Origin of the sequence: Thalassotalea sp. G20_0, assembly GCF_017744175.1 — a bacterium.
In the GTDB taxonomy this organism is placed as follows: domain Bacteria; phylum Pseudomonadota; class Gammaproteobacteria; order Pseudomonadales; family Endozoicomonadaceae; genus Endozoicomonas.
Genome location: NZ_JAGHQV010000039.1, coordinates 1 through 23,658, shown reverse-complemented (window position 1 = coordinate 23,658; position 23,658 = coordinate 1). Strand labels below are relative to the sequence as shown.

Genomic DNA, 23,658 nt, shown 5'->3' with positions numbered 1-23,658 from the left:
TCGAAGGATCGCCCAAGAGCCTGCCACAGATGATGAGGGTAGAACTCGTGTTAGAAGCCTACAGAAAACACGTCGAAGAGCGTGCCCAAGAAGGTGTCCCACCGAAGCCGCTGAATGCAGAACAGGTGTCAGGCCTGATTGAACTGCTGAAAAATCCACCAGCCGGTGAAGAACAATATATTCTGGACCTCCTTGAAAATCGTATTCCTCCCGGTGTTGACGAAGCCGCCTATGTAAAAGCCGGATTCCTTTCCGCCATCGTCAAGGGCGAAGCTGAATCACCGCTGGTTGACAACAAGAAAGCCGTTGAACTGCTGGGCATGATGCTCGGTGGTTACAATATCGAAACCCTGATTGCCCTTCTGGACAGCACCGAGCTGGGTGAACTTGCCGCTGAGCAGCTGAAAAAAACCCTGCTGGTGTTCGACTCTTTCCACGACGTGGAAGAGAAAGCCAAGGAAGGCAACGCCAATGCCCAGGCCGTTCTAAAATCCTGGGCTGAAGCGGAATGGTTCACCGGGCGTGATGCCGTGCCTGAAAGCATCAAGGTGGCGGTATTCAAGGTGACCGGTGAAACCAATACCGATGATCTGTCCCCTGCCCCTGATGCCTGGTCCCGCCCGGATATTCCACTGCACGCTCGTGCTGCCTACAAGATGACCCGTGATGGTCTGGAACCTGAAGAGCACGGCGTTACCGGCCCGCTTGAGCAAATTGAAGCCATCAAGAGCAAAGGCCTGCCGGTTGCATTTGTGGGTGACGTTGTCGGTACCGGGTCTTCCCGTAAGTCTGCCACCAACTCGGTACTCTGGTTCTTTGGTGATGATATTCCGGGTGTCCCCAACAAGCGTGCTGGCGGTATCTGTATAGGCAGCAAGGTAGCGCCTATTTTCTTCAATACCATGGAAGATGCCGGTGCCCTGGTGTTTGAAGCCCCGGTGGATAAGTTAAACATGGGTGATGTTATTGAAATTCGCCCATACGATGGCAAGATCCTCTCTGAGTCCGGGGAAGTCCTGTCTGAGTTCACCTTCAAATCCGACGTTATTCTTGACGAAGTACAGGCCGGTGGCCGTATTAACCTGATCATCGGCCGTGGACTCACTGACAAGGCCCGTGAGGCACTGGATCTGGGCCATTCCGACATATTCCGCCGCCCACAACCCCCTAAAGAATCAACCCATGGCTTCACGCTGGCCCAGAAAATGGTCGGCAAAGCCTGCGGTGTTCCCGGTGTCCGTCCTGGTCAGTACTGTGAACCAAAAATGACCACTGTCGGCTCCCAGGACACCACCGGGCCAATGACCCGTGATGAATTGAAAGATCTGGCCTGTCTGGGCTTCTCTTCTGATCTGGTTATGCAGTCTTTCTGCCACACTGCGGCCTATCCAAAGCCGGTAGACGTGGAAACTCACCACACCCTGCCGGACTTCATTATGAACCGAGGCGGTGTCGCCCTGCGTCCTGGTGACGGCATCATCCATAGCTGGCTGAACCGTATGCTGTTGCCAGATACCGTGGGTACCGGTGGTGACTCCCACACCCGCTTCCCGCTGGGTATCTCTTTTCCTGCAGGCTCCGGCCTCGTGGCATTTGCTGCAGCAACCGGTGTTATGCCATTGGATATGCCAGAGTCTGTTCTGGTTCGCTTCAAAGGGGAAATGCAGCCGGGCATTACCCTCCGTGATCTGGTGCACGCCATTCCACTCTACGGCATCAAGCAAGGCCTCTTGACCGTCGAGAAGAAAGGTAAGAAGAATGCCTTCTCCGGCCGTGTACTGGAAATTGAAGGTCTGGAAAACCTCACTGTTGAACAGGCCTTTGAGCTGTCCGATGCTTCGGCTGAGCGCTCTGCTGCCGGCTGTACCATCACCCTGTCTGAAGAGTCCATCACTGAATATCTGAAGTCCAACATCACCATGCTGCGCTGGATGATCAGTGAAGGTTATGGTGATGCCCGCACTCTGGAACGTCGTGCCCGTAAGATGGAAGAGTGGCTGGCCAACCCAACCATGATGCGAGCGGATGCCGATGCGGAATACGCTGAGGTGATTGAAATCGATCTGGCGGAGATCAAAGAGCCTATTCTCTGTGCGCCAAACGATCCGGACGATGCCCGTACACTGTCTGATGTTGCCGGTGACAAGGTCGATGAAGTGTTCCTGGGCTCCTGTATGACCAATATTGGTCACTTCCGTGCTGCCGGAAAACTGCTGGAACAGAACCATGATCCGCTGAAAACCCGCTTCTGGATGTCGCCTCCCACCAAAATGGACAAGGCACAGCTGGAAGAAGAAGGCTATTACAACATCTATAACGACAACGGTGTGCGAACCGAAATCCCCGGCTGTTCACTCTGCATGGGTAACCAGGCAAGGGTAGAGCCAGGCGCAACAGTACTCTCTACCTCTACCCGTAACTTCCCTAACCGTCTGGGGGATGGCGCTAACGTATACCTCTGTTCTGCTGAGCTGGCATCTGTCGGAGCCATTCTTGGCAAAATTCCGACCGTGGCAGAGTATATGGCATACGCCAGCAACCTGGATGCTATGGCGGGTGACGTCTATCGCTACCTCAATTTTGACCAGGTAGAGTCTTATCAGAAGGCTGCTGACGATATCATCGCTAAAGCCAGCTGATACATTGCTGCGTTAATCGACACAAAAGCCCCTGTTTTCAGGGGCTTTTTATTCTTATCTGCCTCTCACCACCCCAATTTATATTTCTTTTTGTTGTCAAAGGGCTAAAGCAGACTTCAGGAATACCAAAATGCCACCAGTGCAATACCTGATCACCCTTCGATTGCTGGCGGCTCATTCAGGGTGAGATGGGTTCGATCGGGATTGTAAATATTCATCAAACTCGGATTGAGATATCTCAGAAAACTCAGTTCCTAGATAGGCTTCCAGATAGGCATCTGAGAGATATGCAGCACCATATTCATGCAATGGATTAAAAGTGCCAGCGTTATTCTGATTTATAGCTGATTCACTAGTGTAAGCAGGAAAAGAAGAGGCAATCTTCTGAACAGGAATGCCTCGAAACGTTGGCTGCTCGCTCTCATGAAGCTGATATGATTGTTCTATTAAATCTAATGAATTGAAATAAAGACCAGAAAATACAGCTTCGAATAAAGGTAAGTTATTGGAGCGATCCATTGAGTTACAAGAAGTATTGAATTATATCTTAAGACCACGCCTTTTTATAAAAAGTTCCTTCCTTTCACAACTTATTCACTATACGACCAATACCTTCTTACTTTTCGATTGCTGACTGTTCACTCAGGTTGAGACAGGCCAAATCGAGCCGGTAAAAATCCCTTCAGTTTGAAGACTGAAAAGCGGGTGGGGGAGTGCCATCTGAATTTTTACTGGAACTCTGGTTTGTTTCAAGTGAATTAGAAGTCAGTGTTAATTCACTGGAGTTTCCAGCTGAATGGATTGACCGGAGATACTGTTCTTTTGCGATTTTCGCTTGCTTTGAAGCTTCTTCCTTGTTGGCGGTTTGTCTTTTGATTCTGTTGTAAGTATTCATATAGATTCTTTGCCCCTCTGCGAAGACGGGGTCTTTGCGACGCTCCCTTCCGCGCTCCCTTTGGCGCTCTGCGAAAGCGGGATCATTCTTGTAGCGCTCCCTTTTGCGCTCCCTTTTGCGCTCTGCGTAAACGGGATCATTCTGGTAGCGCTCCCTTTGGCGGTCTGCGTAAGCGGGATCTTTGCGACGCTTCCTTACGCGCTCCCTTTGGCGCTCTGCGAAAGCGGGATCATTCTGGTAGCGCTCCCTTTGGCGCTTCCTTTGGCGCTCCAATCGAGAGGCTTTGTTGTCAGTTATTTTTTCTGATGGGTTTGAAACATACTTATTACTCAAGTTATCAGCATGAATTATCGGACAGAGTTGCTCCATCACGTTAGAATACTGATGGCAGTTATTAACAGAGTGAGAACCGTCTTCACCAGCCATACTCCTAACTCGCACAATTTTTGTTTCTGTTTCAGTGCCACTATCAGCTTTCTGAATTATTTCTGGCCTTACGAATAATTCAAAGGGCTCGTCCAGGCAGATCTCTTTAGAATCAAGAATAGTGATTGACATTTGTTTAAGTCTTGAATCACCGAATCGGTTATGGAATCCATCCCCATCGGGTATTGAGGTGTTATTGATTGGGGAAGTTTGTTTCACTTTCTGACCGAATGCTGTAACATTTTTATGTGTACAGCCATGCGAAAGCGACTTACCACCGGACATAATAGCGTCATATGCAGTTAGAAAATTCGAATAACAGTCTTGTAAGTTAAAATCTGGATCAGTCATTAATTCATTAATTTACTAAGTTATTGAATCAATGCTTAAGACTCCCACTTCAAACACAAGTTCCTTCCTAACAAAACCCATTTACTGTTTATATCAATAAAACATAAGGATACAAGACAACATCGCTCTGCTGAATAATATGGAAGTCAGTTTTGATCAGTTCAGGGAGGGAGAATTAGTGATCAGCTGCCCACTGGTACCCAATATTAACGATAAAGGAACCGCTTTTGGTGGCAGTATTGCCGCACTGGCCACCATCTATGGGTGGCTGTTTACCACACTTCACGCCAGAACACGTGTAAAGGACTGCGCTGCCGTTATCGCTGATTCCCAACTCACCTACCATGCCCCCGGCAAAGGCCGTATATCAGCTCACTGCAGCGCCACTGTTCCAGCCAAGTTTTTTGATCGTTTAAATGAGTGTCGCAATGCCAAACTGGAATTAACGGTTGAGTTATTTTCAACAGGAAAAGAAGATAAGTCATCCATCAACATCGCAACCTACAAAGGCATTTATGTGGCGATGCCAGAATAACTTACAGTTGCTTGATCATTTTGCTCAACTGATCAAGCAACGGTTTGTCCACTTTCACTCGTCCCGAGTATGCCGACCGAATATAGAGATCCACAATCGATAACAGTTGCGCACCCAAGGCATCATTTTCAGCGTTTACTCTCAATGCAAAATCTTTTGGCCCTTCCCCTACCTGGCGCTCAAAGCCCCTGGCAACCAGCTTACGTTCCAGTCGTAACCAGAGCTTTTGATAAGGATTGAGCGCTGGCCTATGAAAGAGAGCAAAGACCCCAAAGAGCATAAGAAACAGCGCTAACAATGCACCAAGCACACCGATCTGCTGCCAGTAAAAGGATGAAGTACCAAACAACTCCCTCATAAAAGACTGCTGTTTTTCCTGCTGGTACTGTACCACGGTCTTCTGCCAGCGGTATTCAAGTCGCTCCCAGCCCTGTCGAACCGACTTGAAAAAGCCTGTTTGACCCAAACGATAAGCCAAAGGGATCTGCCCCTGCAGCAATCCACCCTGCTCAATCATGTGATCAATGCCAAGATCAATGCGCTCCGGCGCTACCGCTGCGGTGGGGTCAAATCGAATCCACCCCTGCCCTTCAACCCAAATCTCCGCCCAGGCATGGGCATCTCGCTGAAGGACTCTGATCACCTTTTCTTCGGGTAAATACTCCCCTCCGAGATAACCGGTCACGATGCGTGCTGGTATCCCCACCGAGCGCATCATAAACACAAAACTGCTGGCATAGTGCTCGCAAAACCCTCTGCGGTGGACAAACAGGAATTGATCGACCTCATTCTGCTCCATCAACGGTGGCGACAGTGTGTAGTAAAAAGGCTCCTGATTGAAATAGTCCATTACCCGCCGTCCCATGGTAACCGGATCCCGACCAGACTCAGCAAACAACTGTTGCGCCAAAATACGACTCTGGGCGTTGCCATTGTCAGGCAATGACTTATTGAGAGCCAGCAACCAGGAAGGCATGGTAATCGTCTGTGCAACCACGCTCTGTTGTGCAGGCTGATACAAGCGTCGTTCAAAAACAGGCTTATCTGCTTCCAGTCGTAAGGTTCTCAAAACCGTAGTTTCCGGCACCGATAAAGCGGCCATCCCGAGAACAGGAAGCCACTGTCGACCATTGGGCTCCAATAACACCTCATAGTTATACTGCCCTGGCTGAACCTGCCACCAGCCATCAATCACTGGCAATCTACCCTGCCAGTCTCGCTCATCATCGATTTCTCCCGGAAACTGGTTCAATAAACGTATCAGGTCACTTTGCCACCACCGCTCACCATCGTATTGATCAAGAACCAGCGTTCTCCAATAACGTTCACTGGCCGGTGGTACAGAACCGGTAAACTGAGCCCGAAAAGCCAACTCATAAGACTGGCTGAGCCTTGCCACATCACCTGGCTGCATCGTGTCAGACAATCCGGTTTTAGCCTCTCCTTCAGGCCAGGGCACTGCCCATAATGGACCAAGACGGGGAACAAAAATAAACAGAGCCAACGTTAAAGGCAGGGCTTGCAGCAGAATAAGGCCGGTAAAACGAAGACTGCCTTTTATGGATAAACTTGCCGAAGCGCTTTGTGTTGGCGAATACATCGCATGAATCGCTGCGACTAACACACCCAGGCACAGTAACTGATATAATGCCTGCATCAGGGACTGGGAATAAATCACCCCGGCCCCCACCACAAAAAAGCCGATATAGGCGATCACCAACGCATCCCTGCGGGTTTTCATCTCCAGCATTTTCAACGCGTAACCGGTCACCAGAAAGGTCACGGCCAATTCCAGTGAAAATTGCCAACCAGAGGACGTGATGATGAGGACCAGTGAAAGAGCGACCAAAAGACGTCTTAACAGATCTGAGGGCCAGGAGCCTCTGCCAAACCAGATCAGTGCACGCCACATCAGGGTAAGCACCAGTAAAGGAAGCACCACAATGGGCAGAACCTCAAGCACCGGCAATGCCACCATAACCTGTGCCACCAGAAGCCAGAGCGTGGCATAACGGGAAACAGCCGGGCTATCCATTTACTCCTCCAGCCATACCCTGATCCAGCTCATACAACGCCAGCATTTCCAGGCACTGCTTTAAATGCACCTCACCGGTTGATGGTGCCAGTTGCTGCCCTGCCAGTGCCAGACCATAGGCATATTGTTGCCTATCACACTGCAGGCACCAGGCAGTCAGAACCGAAAGTCTTTGCTCAAGATCTCCTTCCGGCACCTGGTCCAGGGAAAACCAGAGTTCACGGCCTGATGGTTGATCAAACTGCTTGGTCAGCAGCTCTCCTGTTCGTGCATAGCCTTTCCAGAAAACATGGGCAGGGGTATCTGTCTGCTGATAAGTTCTGAATCCGGCAAACTCTTCAAAACCTGACGTCGTCAATGACCGCTCACCATCGTCTATAGTCTCATTCTCCGGTAACGGGTATCGGTCATCCGGAGCCGGATAAACCAACGAGTTAAAATCCAGACGAACCCAGCTCCATGCCCGACATAATCCCAAAGGGTAAATACTTTCTATACGCAGTCGCCCGGGCCGAAACCATCCCCGTGATCCAGCCTGAGCAAGCAAACCCTGCTCACGATCGCTGTCAAAACTAACGACAATGGATTCGGTATCTGGCCAGCCAATGGCAATAGAATAACGCGGCCGCCGTTCACTGAGATATTCTATCGATACCGGTATCAGCTCACCGGCAAATCCGGATTCTGCCCTCTTGGCCACCAGGGTAATGCCGGCCAGATTACGCCACGTATGAATAATGGCCAATAAAAACAGGCTCAGCATAAAGAAGCAGAGACCATAAGCCAGAGAATTACGGTAATTAACCGCCACCAGAAAAATCACCAGCACCATGGAAAGCCAGAAAAATCCCGAGCCTGTCGGTACAATATAAATACGACGCTGGTTAAGCTGAATTCTGGTTGCTCTGGGTGTGCGCTGATCAGCCCACTGCTGAAAACGCTGGTTCAGCCAACGCCGGGATGCAGTAACAAGTGAGTCTTTCATTGACGAACCACTCAAGCCATGGCATTAATGCGGGCAAGGAGTTCACCGGGCGATATACCCTGTTTCTGCATGGTCAGCCGGTGCGTGGCAACCGGAACAAACACGGCCTGAATATCTTCCGGAATCAGGTAGTCCCTGCCGTCTATATAGGCCCAGGCCCGGGCTGCCTGCAACAGTGCCAAACCCGCCCTTGGCGATAAACCAACGGCAAAATACCCCTCTTCACGGGTGGCCTTCAGTAATCGAAGTACATAATCCAGTAAGAGATCACTGGCGTGGACGTTATTGACTTGCTGCTGCATCAACAAAAATTGTTTCGGTGTCACTGACTGCCCCAGCTGGCTGACAAGAAATCGCCCGGCTTCGCCCCGGAGAATGACTTTTTCTGAGTCGGTATCCGGATACCCCATGGGAATACACATCAAAAAGCGATCCATCTGCGATTCAGGCAGTGGAAATGTTCCCTGTTGTGTCAACGGATTCTGAGTGGCAATCACCACAAACGGCTCAGGCAGCGATCTGCCCTGCCCTTCTATGGTCACCTGTCGTTCTTCCATAGCTTCCAGAAGTGCGCTCTGGGTTCGGGGTGAAGCGCGGTTAATTTCATCCGCCAGCAGCAGCTGGGAAAACACTGGACCTGGCTTGAACTGGAATTCAGATGATGCCCGATCAAAAATAGAAACGCCCAGAATATCGGCCGGCAACAGGTCACTGGTAAACTGGATTCGTTGATACTCCAACCCCAGCAATCGGGCCAGTGACAATGCCAGTGCGGTTTTCCCCATACCAGGCAAATCTTCGATTAACAGATGCCCCCGGGCTAACATGCAGCATAATGCCAACCGAAGTTCCCGATCTTTCCCCCGAATAACACCAGACAGCGCGTCCAGAGAGTTCTGCAGCGTTGAGTTCATAAATCATGATTCCAGCTTTGTTCTTATTAAGAGCGCCATCCCTGGACAGCAACACTGGGCTTACCACAACTGCCTGAGTCCCTTTTCCAGATCAGTTTTCAGGTCGTCAATATTCTCAAGACCAACGGCAATACGAACCAGACTTTCTGTAATACCTGACTTTATTTTGTCTTCATCGGACAAACGACAGTGTGTTGTTGTTGCCGGATGGGTGATGGTGGTCCGGGTATCCCCCAAATTGGCAGTACGGGACATAATCTGAACACTGTCAATCACTTTCCAGGCGGACTCCCGACCACCTCTCACTTCAAAGGCCAGCACACCACCAAAACCTTTCTGCTGTTTTTTCGCCAGCTCATGGCCAGGGTGGCAACTCAACCCTGAATAATGGACACGCTCCACAGCTGGATGCTGACTGAGCCAGGACGCCAATTCCGAAGCGTTTCGACAGTGCGCGTCCATACGCACAGAGAGCGTCTCCAACCCTTTATAAAACACCCAGGCATTGAACGGACTCATGGTTGCCCCTGCTGACCGCTGCCATAAGTGAACTTCATCCACAAGCTGTTTCCTGCCAACCACCATGCCTCCAAGGCAACGTCCCTGACCATCAATGTATTTTGTGGCCGAATGCACCACCAGATCCGCACCAAAAGAGAGTGGACGTTGCAGGGCTGGAGTACAGAAGCAGTTATCCACCATAAGCAGGGCGTCGTTACTGTGGGCAATATCCGCCAGCCGTTCAAGATCAGCCACATCACTCAATGGATTAGAAGGGGTTTCCAGAAATAGAAGACGGGTTTGTGGTGTCATCGCCTCTTGCCACTGTTGATAGTCCACCAGATCAACAAATGTAGTTCTCACACCGAACTTGGCAAAATACCGGGCAAAGACAGTGAATGTTGTGCCAAATACATTGCGGGAACAAACGACATGATCACCACTTTTCAGCAGCGACATACAGGTGCCAAGAATAGCGGCCATGCCAGAAGCCGTAGCACAGGCGGTAATGTCGTCTTCAATCCCACTGCCTTCCAGCACCGCCATGCGCTCTTCCAGCATCTGGACTGAAGGGTTGGTATAGCGGGAATAGACGTTACCCGGTTCATCCCCGGCAAAAACTGCCTTAGCATGGGCAGCACTGTCATAAACAAAACTTGAACTCAGATAGATGGCTTCACTGTGCTCACGCTGATCACTGCGAAACGAACCTGCCCGGATGGACTGAGTTGCAAATGCCAAAGTCTCAGTCAAATCATGATCATTCATGGAACTTCCTGAATTACCGCGTATTTTTTGTAATTTATACCTGTGCCAGTACGTTAACATACCAGAACACAGAACAAATCCACAGCCTGCTTTGAGCAAATTTCCGTTATCATTGTCAAACGTAAATACTCACCGCTGGAATCAACCGATAATATGGCACCAACACTGCTTCTGATTGATGCTCTGAACCTGATACGTCGCATCCATGCGGCCATCCCATCAAGGGAGCCTCAGGCCGATGAAAACCAACAGGTGGATGGGGCATTATCTGCAACACTGTCATCCGTGCAAAGAGCCATCAAAGAGTGCAACCCAAGCCATATTCTGATGGTCTTTGATGGCGACCCTCCTACCTGGCGACATCAGCTTCTGCCAGGGTATAAAGCGCAGCGCAAGCCGATGCCGATGGTCTTACGACAGAGGCTGGTTGAATTCAATAATGCTTTTCGCGAGATGGGATTAATGACGTTTCGTCGTAACGGTATAGAAGCTGACGATGTGATTGGTGCCATTACCCACAAGGCCATTGCCGCCAATGTTAAAACGGTGATTCTGTCAACGGATAAGGCATACCGCCAGCTGCTCCATTCGTCACTGGTCATACAGCGGGATCATTTCCAGAAAGAGAATTTTGACAGAGCCTCTGTGTGCACAGAGTATGGAATACCCCCTGAACAGTTACTGGACTACTGGGGTATTGCAGGCGTTGGAGATGTTCCCGGTGTGGAAGGCGTAGGAAAGAAAGGTGCGACGGAGCTACTTAACCGGTTTGGCAGTTTACGAGCGATATTCGAACCTGAAGTGGCACATGGGGAAAAGGTGAAAGGAGCTTTGAAAAAGGTGTTGGCGCAGAGGGAACAAGCGGAGCTATCGGTACGTTTGGCAACGTTACAATATGATGTGGCGTTAGGGTTGAGCTTAAAAGACCTTCGATACCAGGAGAAAACCCAGGGTTAGGCGACCACACCGGGTCCCGACGCTGTCGCGAAACCCGGAAAAACGGAATTGGAGAGACGAAGGGTTATATTTTTTAGATTAACTGGCTGGCGAAAAGTTCCGTCAGGTTGCTGCTGTCTGAAGTTGCATTTCATAGCCAGATCAAAGGATTTTACAGGCCCACTCTGCCGACGCGCTCTGAGCATCAGGCTTCGCTATCTTCTTTGGCACCAGCATTTCCCGTTCTCTCGGGAGGTCATCGTTGGTGAAGTAGCGACGCTTCTCCCTGACCACGGCAATACCCTGCTGTTTCAGCACTTTTCGGGCTTCCTTCGAAGCCAGTGTTTCCTGCTTCAAGGTGCCCGTATTCATCCGTATACCTTTGCTCTTCAGTCGCTGCACCTCTTGCTTCAGTGCCTGTTCTGTTGCCGGGCTCAGCAGCGATGGGTCATGTTGGTACTGCATCTTTTCCAGCAGTGTCATTCCGGTTGGAATCGCCACCTGCGCCAGATCATACCAGCTGTTATGAATACCATAAGTGATCCCTTTGTTCTGATCAGCCTTGCAGGTTTTGTGACTGGGGTCTGAACAGACAATAATTCCGGCCTCCTGAGCCATTTTGCGGCGAACATTGTCGTCAATAAACTGGTTCATTCTCCGCACCGGCTCAGTTGTCCATTCAAAGTTTTCAGAGATCTTTGCGCCATTGTCGTTGAGACCGTAGATCAGGGCGTAGTTTTTTTTGCGCTGATCCTGAAGTTGCCCGGTTATCCGCGACAGATCAGCTGCACCGTGCATGGCGGCTTCCAGATGACGTTGGAATTCAGTCTGGTTGCCAGAGCCTGAGCGAAAATCCCAGGGTAACTGCGTTGGCAGGTCAAGACGTGTAGCATCAAAACCCCAGGGTTGAGTCTCCATCATCCTGGGAAAATCAGCCCCAACCCCGCAGCAACGGATAATATCCATTCGATCCGCAAAGCGTAATATGCGCAGATACCAGCGCACAGACTCAGACAGGTTCGGCTCATCGCTACCATTCACATCTTTTTCCTTGTTGATCATTGCCAATGCCATATCTTCCAGCAGCTGTTCGGGGTAGTATCCTGCCAAGTCTCTTTTGAAATAATCAGCCGATCTTGTTTCTTCCTCTGATTTGTCGACATCTTCGGCAGCCGCATCATGGTAGATAATCGCCAGAGACAGGAGTTCTTTTTCTTTTTTGCTCAGGGAACACTGCTTAAATTTCTCCAGCAATTCCATATACCAGTGTCCGTTATTCCTGGCCCGCAGGACATGACTGCAGCTGTGTTGCAGTTTCCATTGTGTTGGCATGGTTTGTCTGCCAAGACTCTTGATCACCCGTTCCGGCCCCGGACGGCGGTAATAATGCTGCAATACCTTCAGGATGGTTTTTTCATTATCGCCGGCATTATCAGGCAGGACCGGGGGTTTGCTGAAGGCGTCCACCAGAAACTGCAACGCCGTTGGTGTTCCGGCTGCCAGGGGTGTCGCCAATGTGACAGAATCGTCCACACCGAGAGATTGTTTCAGTTCTGTTATTTCCTGCTGAGCCTGACGGACATGTTCTGGCCAATTCTGGTAGAAAGGATGCGTTTTTCGTTGCTTGTACAGTTCTTCAAGCCAGTGAATATAATCATCTACGGAGAGATCATCAATGACCTTTTTGCCATTCCGGCAATGATACCTCTTCAGGCGGAACTCAAGACTATCCAGAACGTCTTTTTCCAGGGAAACCTGGTAATGAAAAAGAGCCAATAAGTTGGACTGAATATGTTCGAGGGTTGGATTCGGCAGAGTGACCACATAATGTAGTATCCCTTTCAGACATTCCTGCTGTTGCACTGGACTGTTGCTCCGGCAGACACGGTCAAATTCAAAGACGCTTCCCGGGCAGCCGGTCAAAGGTAGTTGTCTGAGATGTTGCAGGGTCAGAAACTCAAATGGAGCAGAGGCAGCCACTAAACAATTGAATATGCCCACTGGCAATACATATTGGAAAAACCGTTCCATACCGTCGATGCGGCTCAGGCCCCATTGAGTCAGCCTTGCCCCGCTTTGCAAAAGCAGCTGAAATAATCGGTAAGCTTCTTCCCCCTGCTGAACCCGAATTGGCTGTCCCTTAAGCAAATCCTCTCTCGTACTTCCAAAATCCAGGGACCCGTTGTGTCTGAATACTTCGGTATCCAGGAGAATATCAAGCAAAGATTTAACAGCCACGTTATGAAAAAAACGCTGGTCAATGGGCAATCCACCCTGTTTCAACTTCAGAAGCCTTTCATAGCTGTAACAACAGGGATCACTCACCAGCTCTATAGCCTGTTGCAATTTGTGCATAACCTGGGGTGGGATGGTTAATTTTGAACTCAGCGCCTGGGCCCGTAAAGGCATTGGCAGCATGTTTAACAGGGCTCTGAAATTGTCCAGGTCTATGCTCTGTGAGAACGCAAACTCATCCAGAGAACGCTCATTATTGGCCAGGTGTTCACTGTCCAGCTCATCATCAAAACAGACCTCCACAGAGCCTGTGCGATGGCAATAAACAACCAAAGGTAAGGATTCACGATTCAATACCTCTTCACAACGGTGCTTATACTGCAGGATATCGGAAATATTGGTCTCTTTATCCTTGTATACAAAGAAACATAGGATGTCTTTCTTGCTGTAGTTAATGAGCACCAGTTCCGGGAAATCATATATGGGATTATATTCGCCGTTTTTCAATTTAGGTAAACTGAACGTCCCATCTTCTCGAAGGTGTCCAGAGGTGAAACAATCAGGATAGAGTCTCCAGTTGACTCGATTGGCATTCTCGCGACGTTTGTCGTGCAATAACTGCAGATCTGATAGTAGTTTTTTTGGCAGTGTATCAGGAGTCATGTCTGACTCCTCCAGCAAACGCTCAGTCCGTGGATCACGTTTGTAGACGAACAGGCATTGCGGATCGCTGATACCTACTATGTACCTGCCTAACGCTTCTGGCACTGGCTTGACGGGTATCATCTCCCCCGGCAGAGCCAGACTGAAAGGTCTTGGTGCACGTTTGGTAGTGAAGTAATCTTCTTCTACATGCACTTCAATTCGCCGAAACGCCAGGTGCCCACTCTCAGCGACCCGAAGTAGCTCTTGTCGCTCAGACTCTCTGGGGTGAGGAGACAGCAGCTTGCTGGTCGATTCGCAGACTGTCCGATGGCCAAAAGCCGTTACCGGCTGGGTGTCAAACTTTATTGTTGAAGCTGACCAACTATAGCTATTAGATTTGAAACTGGTTTTTGTTGACGAAGAGCTATCAGTTTTGGGACGAATATCGCCTTTGTTTCCAACACTATTCAACTTTAACCCCTTTCTATATGATTTTTCTATTACTCGCTAAGTGCTATATCCCTTTTTAAATCAGTACATCACTCAGGATAGGCTTATTGCGAATCGCCTCAATAGTCAGTTCTGTTGTTTTCATGGCCAGACTGTCAATATTTTCAGCTGCGAACCTTGCCTGCACGTTTGACATAATTAATTCGCTGGGTTTTGAGGCAGCCACTCCCGATGATTACACACGACAATTTCTATAGCAGATACATAGAAGCACTCATAATATTCCCAGAAAAAGAAAGCCTTCAGCTACTTTAGCTGGAGGAAAACCTCTATCTCTAACCCTGAAACCTTGGCTATCTTTTAATGTTATGAAGTATCAAATTCCAGTTTCTGGGCTTTGGATCCGTGCGCAATTGCTTTAAACAAAGCATCCCAACTACCAATCATCAAGGTAAGAAACAAACTGGGTATTTTTTCCATAATCGCTTTCGTGTTGGCTTTGCTGGTTTATTTAAAGCTTTTTGAAATTTAGGGTTACATTGTTAGCATAACGAAATCTATGAGTTGTATTTTTCTCTTTATCAACGATGGTATGGTGCTTAACTTCACCCTGATCATAAAGCTCATTCATGGTCTCAATAAGCGACTCATGGTTACCATCTTTTGCAACGATCATATAGTGCCAGCCATACTTCTTGATCAGAGCAACGGTGGGGTTATCAGCGTATAAGCCGTCAAGAAGAATGACCAGATGTAGTTGCTGATGGACGTGTTTTGCCTGAGCCAAAAAACGTCGCATAGCCGCTTTTTCACAATCATTTTTCCCGTGCCATCTTGTTTGCAAATGGCTTCGGGTGCTAAAGGAAGCACCGTTTTCTGGTTTGGGTGGACAATACACCCACCCATAATATTGTGATAATAAGCTTCATTCTTTTTGCCTTCATTCATGATGCAACAGTCATTACAACGACAGGTTCCTGAATAAAAAAGACCGGTACCATCAACAGGAAGGAGATAATGGTCTTTTAGCTTGCCGCATTTAAATTGAAAACCTTTCAGGGCACCATTACGCTGAACAATATTGAGTAGTTTCTTGAAGGATGTCTTATACTCGGCAGGATCAACAACTTCCCTCATTCTTGTGTCAGAAGGTACAATACCATCCTTGACATGATAAAGTTTTTCGAGATTATGACAGCATACTTCGTCTAGATCGAATGCTAACAGCGAATCACACTTTTGATGCATCATGGCAAAAGCAGATTTAGGAAAATTGGCAAATGGAAGTTACCAAAATCATTTATATAGAGTTGATTCAACTGATCGTTATTGTCAACACAATGGGTGGGGTAACGCTATTTATAGAATCCGCTAATACCCGTATGGTTACCAAGGCAACCACCGCACGAAATCCGGCAGGTTAAGTTCCCAGCCGGTAAAACTGGTTCTTCTTCCATAGCGGGTCTTTCACCCGCAAGATATACACCGCTGATCCCACGCACTATGCATTCCCACGCAGAGCATGGGAACGAGTCCTCCAAGGCTTTAGAACAACCCCGGGAGATAAGCATAACAAGTCAGAGCTCCCCTTCGTTATGAAGATCAATAATATCACTCTCAGCCTGACGACTATCATCATTCCGGCTGGAAGCCAGCTGCTCCAGATAATCATCATCAATATTACCGGCCACATAACGACCATCAAACACGGAGCAATCGAAATCGTCAATGGCCTGGTTGAGAGAAGATACCGCCTTCTTCAGATCATCCAGATCCTGGAAAATCAGCTTATCGGCACCGATCAGTTCACAAACCTCCTGATCCGTACGACCATGGGCAATCAGTTCTTCCCGGGTTGGCATATCAATGCCGTATACATTGGGATAACGAATGGCAGGAGCCGCTGAACAGAAATACACCTTTTTGGCCCCGGCATCCCTGGCCATCTCAATAATCTGCTCACAGGTGGTGCCACGGACAATGGAATCATCCACCAGCAGCACATTCTTACCGGCAAACTCCTGATGAATGGCATTCAGCTTCTGCCGCACAGACTTCTTGCGAATGGCCTGACCGGGCATAATAAAGGTCCGGCCAATATAACGATTCTTAACAAAACCTTCCCGATAAGGCAGGCCCAGGCGAGTCGCCATCTCCAGGGCAGAGTTTCGACTGGTATCCGGAATGGGCATCACCACATCAATATCATGATCAGGCCAGTCCCGGAGGATTTTATTGGCCAGCGTCTGCCCCATACGCAGGCGGGACTGATAGACAAAAATACCATCCAGGCTGGAATCCGGGCGGGCCAGATACACGTACTCAAACATGCAGGGAGTGAGTTTACCGGGCACACACTGGAAAGTATGGAGCTGACGCTGCTCATCAATATAAATGGCTTCCCCCGGAGCAACATCCCCCACCAGCTCAAAGTCGAGGGCATCAAGGGCCACCGATTCTGAGGCCAGCATATACTCAGTACCGTTCCCGGTTTCCCGCTTACCATAGACCAGCGGCCGAATGCCATGGGGGTCCCGGAAACCGACCATGCCATGACCATTAATCAGGGCCACTACAGCAAAGCCACCTTCACAGCGCTGGTAAACACCGGTTACTGCGTTAAAAATATCTTCTGCCAGCGGTTTATGCTTACCCTCTTTTGCCAGTTCATGGGCAAAAACATTCAGCAGGATTTCAGAGTCGGAGTGGGTATTAATGTGGCGGAGGTCACTTTCAAACAACGACTGTTTGATATCATCCGCATTGGTCAGATTGCCGTTATGGGCTAAAGCGATGCCATAAGGCGAGTTAACATAAAATGGCTGGGCTTCTGCTGAACTGGAAGTGCCCGCCGTCGGGTATCGAACATGCCCAAGGCCGGAGCAGCCGTTAAGCCGCTTCATATGACGGGTACGAAATACATCCTTCACCAGCCCGTTATCTTTACGCAGGAAAAAGCGAGCTTCATCAAGAGTCACCATCCCCGCAGCGTCCTGCCCCCTGTGTTGCAGCACAGTCAGCGCATCGAACAACAGCTGGTTAACATTCACCGTTGCCGAAATACCGACAATTCCACACATGCACTCATCCTCAGGATTGATCAGCTAATATCGTTATCGGAACTAATGATTAAAATTGCCTGTTCAATCACTTTAAACCCGTTTATCCCTGATAACGGAGAGCCTGAGATAATACGCTAAATCAGTGGATTACGAAAACCACAACTTACCTTAAGATCAGCAAACTGCGAAAAAGTTTTTGCACAATACGGGTCAAGTAACTATGTTTAAACTAGTTTAATTAGCTAGAAATACTCACCATGACGAAAGAATCAAACCAGGTAACCGTTGGTATGCATGAAGCGAAAACCAGGCTCTCGGAATTAGTGCGCCTGGCTCTGGAAGAAAATGCCGACATTATCATTACCCAGCGTAAAAAGCCGGTCATGCGGCTGGTGCCTTATACAACAGCTGGAGATAACAAGGGGCATGGTTTATTAAAGGGGAAGGTAGCTTACGATAAGAGCATTACCGATACCTTTGCCGAAGTTAATGACAGCTCTTATTCAGGAATCTCAGAGCCATGCAACAGGGCATCAAAAACACCCATGGAAACCCTGCAAGGATCGGTACTTTTCTATGATGACCCAACCGCCCCCGTTGCCGATGAAGACTGGGAGGCCAACCATTGATTGTCCTTGACACCCATATCCTGATCTGGTGGCTGTCCGGCTGCCATAAACTCAGTACAGCCGCACGCAATGCCATTGAACAGGAACAGAAAAACAACGGTTGCCTGATAGTATCCACCATCACCAGCTGGGAGATCGCCATGCTGGTCAACAGAGGTCGTCTGAATCTGACCATGGACCTGGACTCCTGGCTGGGATTTGCGCAGCAAGTGGATTCACTGCATTTCGAACCCTTAAGCAATAAGGTGGCCATTGAATCCACTCGATTACCTGGCCAGTTCCATAAAGACCCGGCAGACCGGATTATTGTCGCGCTATCCAGATCATTAGCCGCACCACTGGTCACTGCCGATGAGAAGATACTGACTTATTCTCATGTAAAAACCATCAGCCAGGAGGCTGACCGAGAATAGCGCCCGTAGCGAGGATGGCAGAAAATTGAGGATAAAAATTTCTGATTCTGAGGAGAATAGCGGGGCTATTTGACGAAGAAGCAAGAATTTTTAGACCAATTTATCGCAACCGCACGACTGCATGGATGCAGGAGCTAGAGCAACGCAGGAGCAGTTGCCGCGTAGGGTAGTCTATTCTCGGACAGCCTCCTGGCGTCAGCTTTGCATCAACGGCCCCATAACATCAACAACCGTCTGCTTGGACCAGTCAGCCAGCAGCATAAAATGGGGTAAAAGCACCGACTGCTGCCAGGCCTGATCCTGCTCCAGGGGAGCCAGCGTCAGCAGGCCAACGAGAATCGTCACCAGCAAACAGCCTCGCAAACCACCAAACGCCATGCCCAGAATACGGTCAGTACCCGACAGCCCCGTCGCCTGAACCAGTTCAGCAATAATACGATTAACCAGCGCACCCACCATCAGTGTTGCCACAAACAGCAAGGCACAGGCTGCCATTACCCGAACGGATGGAGTGGCTATGTAATCAGTCAATCGCTCTGACAGGGCACCACCAAACGACCAGGCAACAAAAATAGCGGCAAGCCAGGTCAACAGGGAGAGAACCTCTTTAAAAAAACCGCGTTTTAAACTGATAAGCGCAGAGATGATAACAATACCGGCGATCAGCCAGTCGATCCAGGTGAAAGTCAATACCCAACTCCTTAACAAATAATGGAACCATGCTATGCTGGAAAATGTCTAAAATATGCCAATTCTGCAGCTAATCAATCACAGAGCAAATACTTTCTTTAACAACAGTAAGATAGCGCAGCAGCCAGTTGCAAGAAAAAATAGAGCCCACCCCATGAAGGATTTATACCAGACAGACTTTTACAGCTGGACTCAGCAACAGGCAGAACTGATACGCAGTGGCCGGATAGCCGAACTGGATCTTCATAACATTCTTGAGGAAAAAGAGGTGGTCGATGCCGATTTCAAACCCTGACCACCATTAAGGGCAATGACTAAGCTGAGGGTTACTCATGCAATGAAATCACCTCAAACTCTTCCGCAGGTATCCTCAAAACGTACAATATCATCTTCACCAAGATACCCGCCACTTTGCACTTCGATCAATTCAAGGTCAAATTTCCCCGGGTTCTCCAGTCGATGCACCGCTCCAACAGGAATATAAGTGGACTGATGAATGCTTCCCGCCTTTGAGAGGCGCATTTTGGTACTGGGTACCCCGATTGCCCTGACCTGTGACCGGCTGCATATCCCAAGCCCGAAGTCTGAGCGGGACGCAATGATTGCCGCCACCGCTATCATGCATCAAATGACCGTTGTTACCAGGAACATCAGGGACTTTGAACAGTCAGGGGCAAAACTGTTCAATCCCTGGGAGTTTTGAGCTGGGAATTGGAAACAGTTTTTCCTGTGGAGGTCATGTTTCCCGGGAATGGTTATCTTGTATAAGCGACAATCACGCCCTACCGTAGGAATCCTCAAACCGGACAATATCATCCTCACCCAGATACCCCCCGCTCTGTACCTCTATCAGCTCAAGGTCAAACTTGCCCGGGTTTTCCAGCCGATGCACCACGCCAATGGGGATATAGGTGGACTGGTTTTCGGTCAGCAGAATTTCCTGATCACCATTGGTGACCAAAGCGGTACCTTTGACCACAATCCAGTGTTCGGCACGGTGATGGTGCATCTGCAAAGAGAGCTGTGCCCCCGGCTTAACGGTAATGCGCTTAACCTGGAAGCGGTCGCCCATATCGATGGAGTCATAAGCCCCCCAGGGGCGGTAAACTTTCCGATGCAGTTTTGCCTCAATCCGGTTTTCTGCCTTCAGTCGGTCAACGATCTTTTTAACATCCTGCACCCGATCCTTATGGGCCACCAGAATGGCATCATCGCTTTCGGTGATGATCAGATCCTCAACACCCACGGTAGCAATCAGTTTTTTCTCACTGCGCACATAGGTGTTGCGGGTATCCTGCAACAGAACGTCACCCTGAAAAGCGTTACCGGACTCATCTTTTTCACAGATATCTGCCAACGATGTCCAGGAGCCTACATCGGTCCAACCCGCATCAAGAGGAACGACAACGGAGTCAGTGGTTTTTTCCATCACGGCATAATCGATAGATTCATCCGGGCAAGTATGAAATGCGGCTTCATCCAATCGAACAAAATCCAGATCAGTGCTCTCAACTGCCATCGCCTTTTCACAGGCTTGCAGAATATCGGGGCGGAACTTGTTCAGCTCTTCCATGTAGCGGGAGGCCTTAAACAGGAACATGCCGGAGTTCCAATAATAGTCACCTGAGGCCAGATAACCCTGAGCGGTTTCCAGATCGGGCTTTTCAACAAATTGCTCAACAGGCATACAAGACGATTGTTGGCCACGGAGACACGGAGACACGGAGTTTTCTTTTAAAAGCTTTTCTTCTTTTCTCCGTGCCTCCGTGCGACCGCCAGGGATGGCGGAAGTGCCGATGTTGTCGGGAACATTCATCGGCTCTCCGTGGCTAACAGAGGCTTTTATATACCCGTAGCCCGTTTCCGGATGAGTAGGCACAATCCCAAAGGTCACCAGCTTGCCATCTCTTGCCGCCGGTAATGCAGCTTCAATAGCCTGATGAAATGCCTGAACATTCTGAATCACATGGTCTGCCGCCAATACCAGCAGTAATGGGTCTTTTTCTTCAGACAGGGATTGAGCTTTCAGGGCCGCCAGAGCCACTGCCGGTGCCGTGTTTTTACCGACAGGTTCAAGAATAATGCCTGCAGCCTGCCGACCCATCTGGCGGATTTGCTCTGCCACCAGGAAGCGGTGTTCTTCATTGGCAATGACCAAAGGAGCAGAAACCGAATCCAGGCCATCTAATCGGGAGACGGTGTTCTGCAACATGGTTTGCTCATTAACCAGCGGCAGAAACTGTTTTGGGTATAAAGAACGGGACTGGGGCCAGAGGCGACTGCCGGAGCCGCCCGACATAATGACAGGTATTAAATTCATAGAGGTTATTTGCCACGGAGGCACGGAGTCACAGAGTTTCGATGGAGTCATAAGCACCCCATGGGCGATAAACCTTCCGATGCAATTTGTTTAAGAACGGTTTTCTGCTTTCAGCCGGTCATTGATTTTTTAAGATTCTGTATGGTGTGGTGTCGAAGAATTTTAATACTGACTCGCGTTGACACAAATCAGCTTTGAGCACTTTTCAATAGCATCAAAATCGCGATCTCTGTGCAAGAGAGGGAGAGTATAATGAATCGCGGTGACAGCAATAAGACAATCCACACTTTTACGAACAGTAATACCTCTCTTTCTGGCACTTCTATACAGCATGGCAGAATCAATAAACAGCTGATATGATATCGAGTAACTGGCAAGTGGCGAAAGATAACTTTCCGTTTTTTTGCATTCATCGTCTGCCCGAATACCCTGGAGCACTTCCATAAGTATCACCGGACAGGTGGCAACCCGACCTTCTTGTAACAACTTCACAAGATAGTGCACTTGCGGGTTTTCAACATCATTGAAAAAATCACCCCAGACACTGGTATCAACCAAAATATCCATTCAGCGGGTTTCTCTCATATCATCAAGATTCCCAACCCAGGCGACCTTCCCTTTTAACGACAGGATTTGTTTCTGCTTTTCTCTGCGCACCAGCTCCTGTAAGGCATAGTTCACAAGCTCACGCCGCGAGCCAAGGCCTGAAAGCTCGAGGGCTTCACGCATCAAATCCTGATCAATGACGATATTAGTTCTTGCATGGGAGGACATAAATACACCTTTTTTGAGAATTATGGTGTATTCATAATAGTCCGCAAAAAAATAACAAGCAACTATGTCCCTCAAACCTCACAACCCATCACGCCCACCCACAAGTATCCTCACCGCGCACACAGGTATTTCATGAAAACGACGGTGGTTATGCATAATGAAAGACCCGACTCCGGTTTGTGCGACCCCGGTTTGTAGGCACCATGTGATAATTGTGGAAAGATGAGGCAAGCGTTTGGCTCGTTTCAAACTGGCATTTACGGAAACGTCATCAAATATCCGCACCTTATACTGAGTTAAATCTTACACCTTCCGGGCAATCATCTTGCTTACGAATAATGCAGGCCAAAAAAATCAGCAATAGCCTTTTAAGTATAACCGCCGGAAGCAAAAACCGCGCAAACCGCAGCCTCGATGGAATCATAACTCGCCAGGTAAAATTCTAGCGCTTGAGCTGGTTTGCGCCGTTGCTTATGGGGTACTTCAGAGAGCGCCTTACCTTTCACCGGTTTTTCAATATATTGCTGCTGATTTGAAACAAACTGATCATCACCCAGATAGATCTGCTGTTTGAGATGCACCCAGATATTAATACCCACACCGGCCAGTACAAAAGCAACAAAACGTTCACAGGCTCGCTCCCGAACATCTGAAAACAACAGCAACATCGCATCTGTCGCCAACCACTCTGGCGAAGGCAGCTCACCGAGGGTATATCGATAACTGCTCCACAACCAGTCAGCGGGGTGATCCACCATACGGGCCCGAACCGGATTGAGCACCACATAGCGGCTTAACTCCAGAAGGTACGCCGATTTATCAACAAGGATCGCTTTATAGCGCCCCTGAAACAAATGCCCAACACGGCCATAGCGACGATTAAAGCGTGTGGTATAAACACCATTCAACTGTCGCATACCCGCCGACAAATTACCGTCTGGCGTTTCCAGCACCAAATGATAATGGTTGGTCATCAAACACCAGGAATGAATCACCCAGTTAAAGCGGTCACAAACCTCGGCCAGCGTATCAAGGAACAGATAGAAGTCAGACTCTTCTCGCTAAATAGCCTTACGTTCATTCCCCCGGGAAGTCACATGGTACAGCGCAGCTGCGTACTCGATTCTCAATGGCCTGCTCACTTCTTATGCCCCCAGCTTATAATCAAGGAACTCTAAAAGTAGAACAGGATTAAGCGGCGTCAAGAATCAAGACCTAATGGAATGGTCCGCCCCGCTCCCAAAACGGCTTCAAATGAGCCAAAATAGAATGAGTTTGGTAGGACATCATTCAAAATAAGAAACGGAGCGAACCATCCATGGGAAAGATTAACAAATCAGGAACTAATCAAAAAGGCCAGGTTGCTTTTCTCGGAATTGATCTGAGCAAAAAGAGTTTCCAGCTACATGGTGTTGATGCCAAAGGTCATGTGGTTATCAAAAAGAAACTTAATCG

General features: G+C 48.9%; 22 protein-coding genes and 2 pseudogenes. 7 read left to right on the top strand and 17 right to left on the bottom strand.

Features of this window, described 5'->3' with window-relative positions; translation table 11 throughout:
- Window positions 1-47 precede the first annotated feature (47 nt).
- A complete protein-coding gene (gene acnB / locus J7438_RS19170) occupies window positions 48-2,639 on the top strand; it encodes a bifunctional aconitate hydratase 2/2-methylisocitrate dehydratase (protein ID WP_209277826.1) in 2,592 nt (863 codons plus the stop codon).
- Between the two features lie 174 nt (window positions 2,640-2,813).
- Here the strand turns inward: acnB and J7438_RS19165 are convergent, their stop codons facing one another.
- Both J7438_RS19165 and J7438_RS19160 read right to left on the bottom strand, forming a co-directional pair.
- Window positions 2,814-3,158, bottom strand: coding sequence for a hypothetical protein (locus J7438_RS19165; RefSeq protein ID WP_209277825.1), 345 nt, complete (start codon window positions 3,156-3,158; stop codon window positions 2,814-2,816).
- Between the two features lie 163 nt (window positions 3,159-3,321).
- Complete coding sequence (locus J7438_RS19160) at window positions 3,322-4,092, bottom strand: hypothetical protein (protein ID WP_209277824.1); 771 nt, start codon at window positions 4,090-4,092, stop codon at window positions 3,322-3,324.
- A 322-nt stretch (window positions 4,093-4,414) separates the two neighbouring features.
- Between J7438_RS19160 and J7438_RS19155 the strand changes: the two genes are divergently transcribed.
- A complete protein-coding gene (locus tag J7438_RS19155; RefSeq protein ID WP_353620164.1) occupies window positions 4,415-4,846 on the top strand; it encodes a YiiD C-terminal domain-containing protein in 432 nt (143 codons plus the stop codon).
- 1 nt (window position 4,847) lies between these two features.
- Here J7438_RS19155 and J7438_RS19150 read toward each other — a convergent pair whose 3' ends face one another.
- From J7438_RS19150 to J7438_RS19135, 4 genes are read right to left on the bottom strand one after another with little or no spacing between them, the layout of a single operon-like run.
- Window positions 4,848-6,881 carry a transglutaminase TgpA family protein gene (locus tag J7438_RS19150; RefSeq protein ID WP_209277822.1) on the bottom strand — a complete coding sequence of 678 codons (2,034 nt, stop codon included), beginning with the start codon at window positions 6,879-6,881 and terminating at the stop codon, window positions 4,848-4,850.
- Entirely contained in the window at window positions 6,874-7,866 is a 993-nt protein-coding gene (locus J7438_RS19145) for a DUF58 domain-containing protein (RefSeq protein ID WP_209277821.1), read from the bottom strand. The genes J7438_RS19150 and J7438_RS19145 overlap by 8 nt, the downstream gene beginning before the upstream one ends.
- 11 nt (window positions 7,867-7,877) lie before the next feature.
- Entirely contained in the window at window positions 7,878-8,780 is a 903-nt protein-coding gene (locus tag J7438_RS19140; RefSeq protein ID WP_209277820.1) for an AAA family ATPase, read from the bottom strand.
- Between the two features lie 60 nt (window positions 8,781-8,840).
- On the bottom strand, window positions 8,841-10,049 hold the full coding sequence (locus tag J7438_RS19135; RefSeq protein ID WP_209277819.1) for an O-succinylhomoserine sulfhydrylase: 1,209 nt from the start codon (window positions 10,047-10,049) through the stop codon (window positions 8,841-8,843).
- Between the two features lie 153 nt (window positions 10,050-10,202).
- Between J7438_RS19135 and J7438_RS19130 the strand changes: the two genes are divergently transcribed.
- On the top strand, window positions 10,203-11,006 hold the full coding sequence (locus tag J7438_RS19130; RefSeq protein ID WP_209277818.1) for a 5'-3' exonuclease H3TH domain-containing protein: 804 nt from the start codon (window positions 10,203-10,205) through the stop codon (window positions 11,004-11,006).
- A 141-nt stretch (window positions 11,007-11,147) separates the two neighbouring features.
- Here J7438_RS19130 and J7438_RS19125 read toward each other — a convergent pair whose 3' ends face one another.
- The 4 genes from J7438_RS19125 to purF all read right to left on the bottom strand — a co-directional run bounded on the left by J7438_RS19125 (window position 11,148) and on the right by purF (window position 17,395).
- The gene (locus tag J7438_RS19125; RefSeq protein WP_209277817.1) at window positions 11,148-14,336 is read right to left on the bottom strand and encodes a hypothetical protein; all 3,189 of its coding nucleotides are present in this window, start codon (window positions 14,334-14,336) and stop codon (window positions 11,148-11,150) included.
- A gap of 490 nt (window positions 14,337-14,826) precedes the next feature.
- Window positions 14,827-14,991: a hypothetical protein gene (locus tag J7438_RS19120; RefSeq protein ID WP_209277816.1), complete on the bottom strand. Its 165-nt coding sequence runs from the start codon at window positions 14,989-14,991 to the stop codon at window positions 14,827-14,829.
- A gap of 23 nt (window positions 14,992-15,014) precedes the next feature.
- Entirely contained in the window at window positions 15,015-15,566 is a 552-nt protein-coding gene (locus tag J7438_RS19115) for a hypothetical protein (RefSeq protein WP_209277815.1), read from the bottom strand.
- A gap of 326 nt (window positions 15,567-15,892) precedes the next feature.
- A complete protein-coding gene (gene purF, locus J7438_RS19110) occupies window positions 15,893-17,395 on the bottom strand; it encodes an amidophosphoribosyltransferase (RefSeq protein ID WP_209277814.1) in 1,503 nt (500 codons plus the stop codon).
- Window positions 17,396-17,634: 239 nt separating this feature from the next.
- Between purF and J7438_RS19105 the strand changes: the two genes are divergently transcribed.
- Both J7438_RS19105 and J7438_RS19100 read left to right on the top strand, forming a co-directional pair.
- Window positions 17,635-18,006, top strand: coding sequence for a type II toxin-antitoxin system Phd/YefM family antitoxin (locus J7438_RS19105; protein WP_209203723.1), 372 nt, complete (start codon window positions 17,635-17,637; stop codon window positions 18,004-18,006).
- Window positions 18,003-18,419, top strand: a complete 417-nt coding sequence (locus J7438_RS19100) for a type II toxin-antitoxin system VapC family toxin (protein WP_209277813.1) — start codon at window positions 18,003-18,005, stop codon at window positions 18,417-18,419. The genes J7438_RS19105 and J7438_RS19100 overlap by 4 nt, the downstream gene beginning before the upstream one ends.
- A gap of 195 nt (window positions 18,420-18,614) precedes the next feature.
- Here J7438_RS19100 and J7438_RS19095 read toward each other — a convergent pair whose 3' ends face one another.
- Entirely contained in the window at window positions 18,615-19,109 is a 495-nt protein-coding gene (locus J7438_RS19095) for a CvpA family protein (RefSeq protein ID WP_209277812.1), read from the bottom strand.
- Between the two features lie 154 nt (window positions 19,110-19,263).
- Between J7438_RS19095 and J7438_RS19090 the strand changes: the two genes are divergently transcribed.
- Window positions 19,264-19,404, top strand: coding sequence for a DUF29 family protein (locus J7438_RS19090; protein ID WP_209277811.1), 141 nt, complete (start codon window positions 19,264-19,266; stop codon window positions 19,402-19,404).
- A gap of 53 nt (window positions 19,405-19,457) precedes the next feature.
- On the opposite strand, the pseudogene cpsB reads toward J7438_RS19090, so the two are convergent.
- Window positions 19,458-19,604, bottom strand: a pseudogene (cpsB, locus tag J7438_RS19085) (mannose-1-phosphate guanylyltransferase/mannose-6-phosphate isomerase); the annotation flags it as partial.
- Between the two features lies 1 nt (window position 19,605).
- On the opposite strand from cpsB, the gene J7438_RS19080 reads away from it, so the two are divergent.
- On the top strand, window positions 19,606-19,812 hold the full coding sequence (locus J7438_RS19080) for a PIN domain-containing protein (protein ID WP_209277847.1): 207 nt from the start codon (window positions 19,606-19,608) through the stop codon (window positions 19,810-19,812).
- 72 nt (window positions 19,813-19,884) lie between these two features.
- Here the strand turns inward: J7438_RS19080 and J7438_RS19075 are convergent, their stop codons facing one another.
- From J7438_RS19075 to J7438_RS19055, 5 genes and pseudogenes are all read right to left on the bottom strand, one after another.
- Complete coding sequence (locus tag J7438_RS19075; RefSeq protein ID WP_286196720.1) at window positions 19,885-21,408, bottom strand: mannose-1-phosphate guanylyltransferase/mannose-6-phosphate isomerase; 1,524 nt, start codon at window positions 21,406-21,408, stop codon at window positions 19,885-19,887.
- A gap of 49 nt (window positions 21,409-21,457) precedes the next feature.
- Window positions 21,458-21,520: pseudogene (locus J7438_RS28420) on the bottom strand (hypothetical protein); the annotation flags it as partial.
- 71 nt (window positions 21,521-21,591) lie between these two features.
- Complete coding sequence (vapC, locus tag J7438_RS19065) at window positions 21,592-21,996, bottom strand: type II toxin-antitoxin system VapC family toxin (protein ID WP_209277810.1); 405 nt, start codon at window positions 21,994-21,996, stop codon at window positions 21,592-21,594.
- Window positions 21,997-22,203: a type II toxin-antitoxin system VapB family antitoxin gene (locus J7438_RS19060; protein ID WP_209204489.1), complete on the bottom strand. Its 207-nt coding sequence runs from the start codon at window positions 22,201-22,203 to the stop codon at window positions 21,997-21,999.
- Between the two features lie 368 nt (window positions 22,204-22,571).
- Window positions 22,572-23,228, bottom strand: a complete 657-nt coding sequence (locus J7438_RS19055; protein ID WP_209277845.1) for a transposase — start codon at window positions 23,226-23,228, stop codon at window positions 22,572-22,574.
- Window positions 23,229-23,658: the final 430 nt, after the last annotated feature.

What these genes read in the sequence shown, in the direction of transcription:
- J7438_RS19120 (WP_209277816.1), bottom strand. Translation starts at nt 14,991, where the DNA reads ATGATCGTTGCAAAAGATGGTAACCATGAGTCGCTTATTGAGACCATG.
- J7438_RS19060 (WP_209204489.1), bottom strand. Translation starts at nt 22,203, where the DNA reads ATGTCCTCCCATGCAAGAACTAATATCGTCATTGATCAGGATTTGATG.
- J7438_RS19105 (WP_209203723.1), top strand. Translation starts at nt 17,635, where the DNA reads ATGACGAAAGAATCAAACCAGGTAACCGTTGGTATGCATGAAGCGAAA.
- vapC (WP_209277810.1), bottom strand. Translation starts at nt 21,996, where the DNA reads ATGGATATTTTGGTTGATACCAGTGTCTGGGGTGATTTTTTCAATGAT.
- J7438_RS19165 (WP_209277825.1), bottom strand. Translation starts at nt 3,158, where the DNA reads ATGGATCGCTCCAATAACTTACCTTTATTCGAAGCTGTATTTTCTGGT.
- J7438_RS19135 (WP_209277819.1), bottom strand. Translation starts at nt 10,049, where the DNA reads ATGAATGATCATGATTTGACTGAGACTTTGGCATTTGCAACTCAGTCC.
- J7438_RS19080 (WP_209277847.1), top strand. Translation starts at nt 19,606, where the DNA reads ATGCTTCCCGCCTTTGAGAGGCGCATTTTGGTACTGGGTACCCCGATT.
- J7438_RS19160 (WP_209277824.1), bottom strand. Translation starts at nt 4,092, where the DNA reads ATGTCAATCACTATTCTTGATTCTAAAGAGATCTGCCTGGACGAGCCC.
- J7438_RS19150 (WP_209277822.1), bottom strand. Translation starts at nt 6,881, where the DNA reads ATGGATAGCCCGGCTGTTTCCCGTTATGCCACGCTCTGGCTTCTGGTG.
- J7438_RS19075 (WP_286196720.1), bottom strand. Translation starts at nt 21,408, where the DNA reads ATGTCGGGCGGCTCCGGCAGTCGCCTCTGGCCCCAGTCCCGTTCTTTA.
- J7438_RS19115 (WP_209277815.1), bottom strand. Translation starts at nt 15,566, where the DNA reads ATGATGCATCAAAAGTGTGATTCGCTGTTAGCATTCGATCTAGACGAA.
- J7438_RS19145 (WP_209277821.1), bottom strand. Translation starts at nt 7,866, where the DNA reads ATGAAAGACTCACTTGTTACTGCATCCCGGCGTTGGCTGAACCAGCGT.
- J7438_RS19090 (WP_209277811.1), top strand. Translation starts at nt 19,264, where the DNA reads ATGAAGGATTTATACCAGACAGACTTTTACAGCTGGACTCAGCAACAG.
- J7438_RS19140 (WP_209277820.1), bottom strand. Translation starts at nt 8,780, where the DNA reads ATGAACTCAACGCTGCAGAACTCTCTGGACGCGCTGTCTGGTGTTATT.
- purF (WP_209277814.1), bottom strand. Translation starts at nt 17,395, where the DNA reads ATGTGTGGAATTGTCGGTATTTCGGCAACGGTGAATGTTAACCAGCTG.
- J7438_RS19130 (WP_209277818.1), top strand. Translation starts at nt 10,203, where the DNA reads ATGGCACCAACACTGCTTCTGATTGATGCTCTGAACCTGATACGTCGC.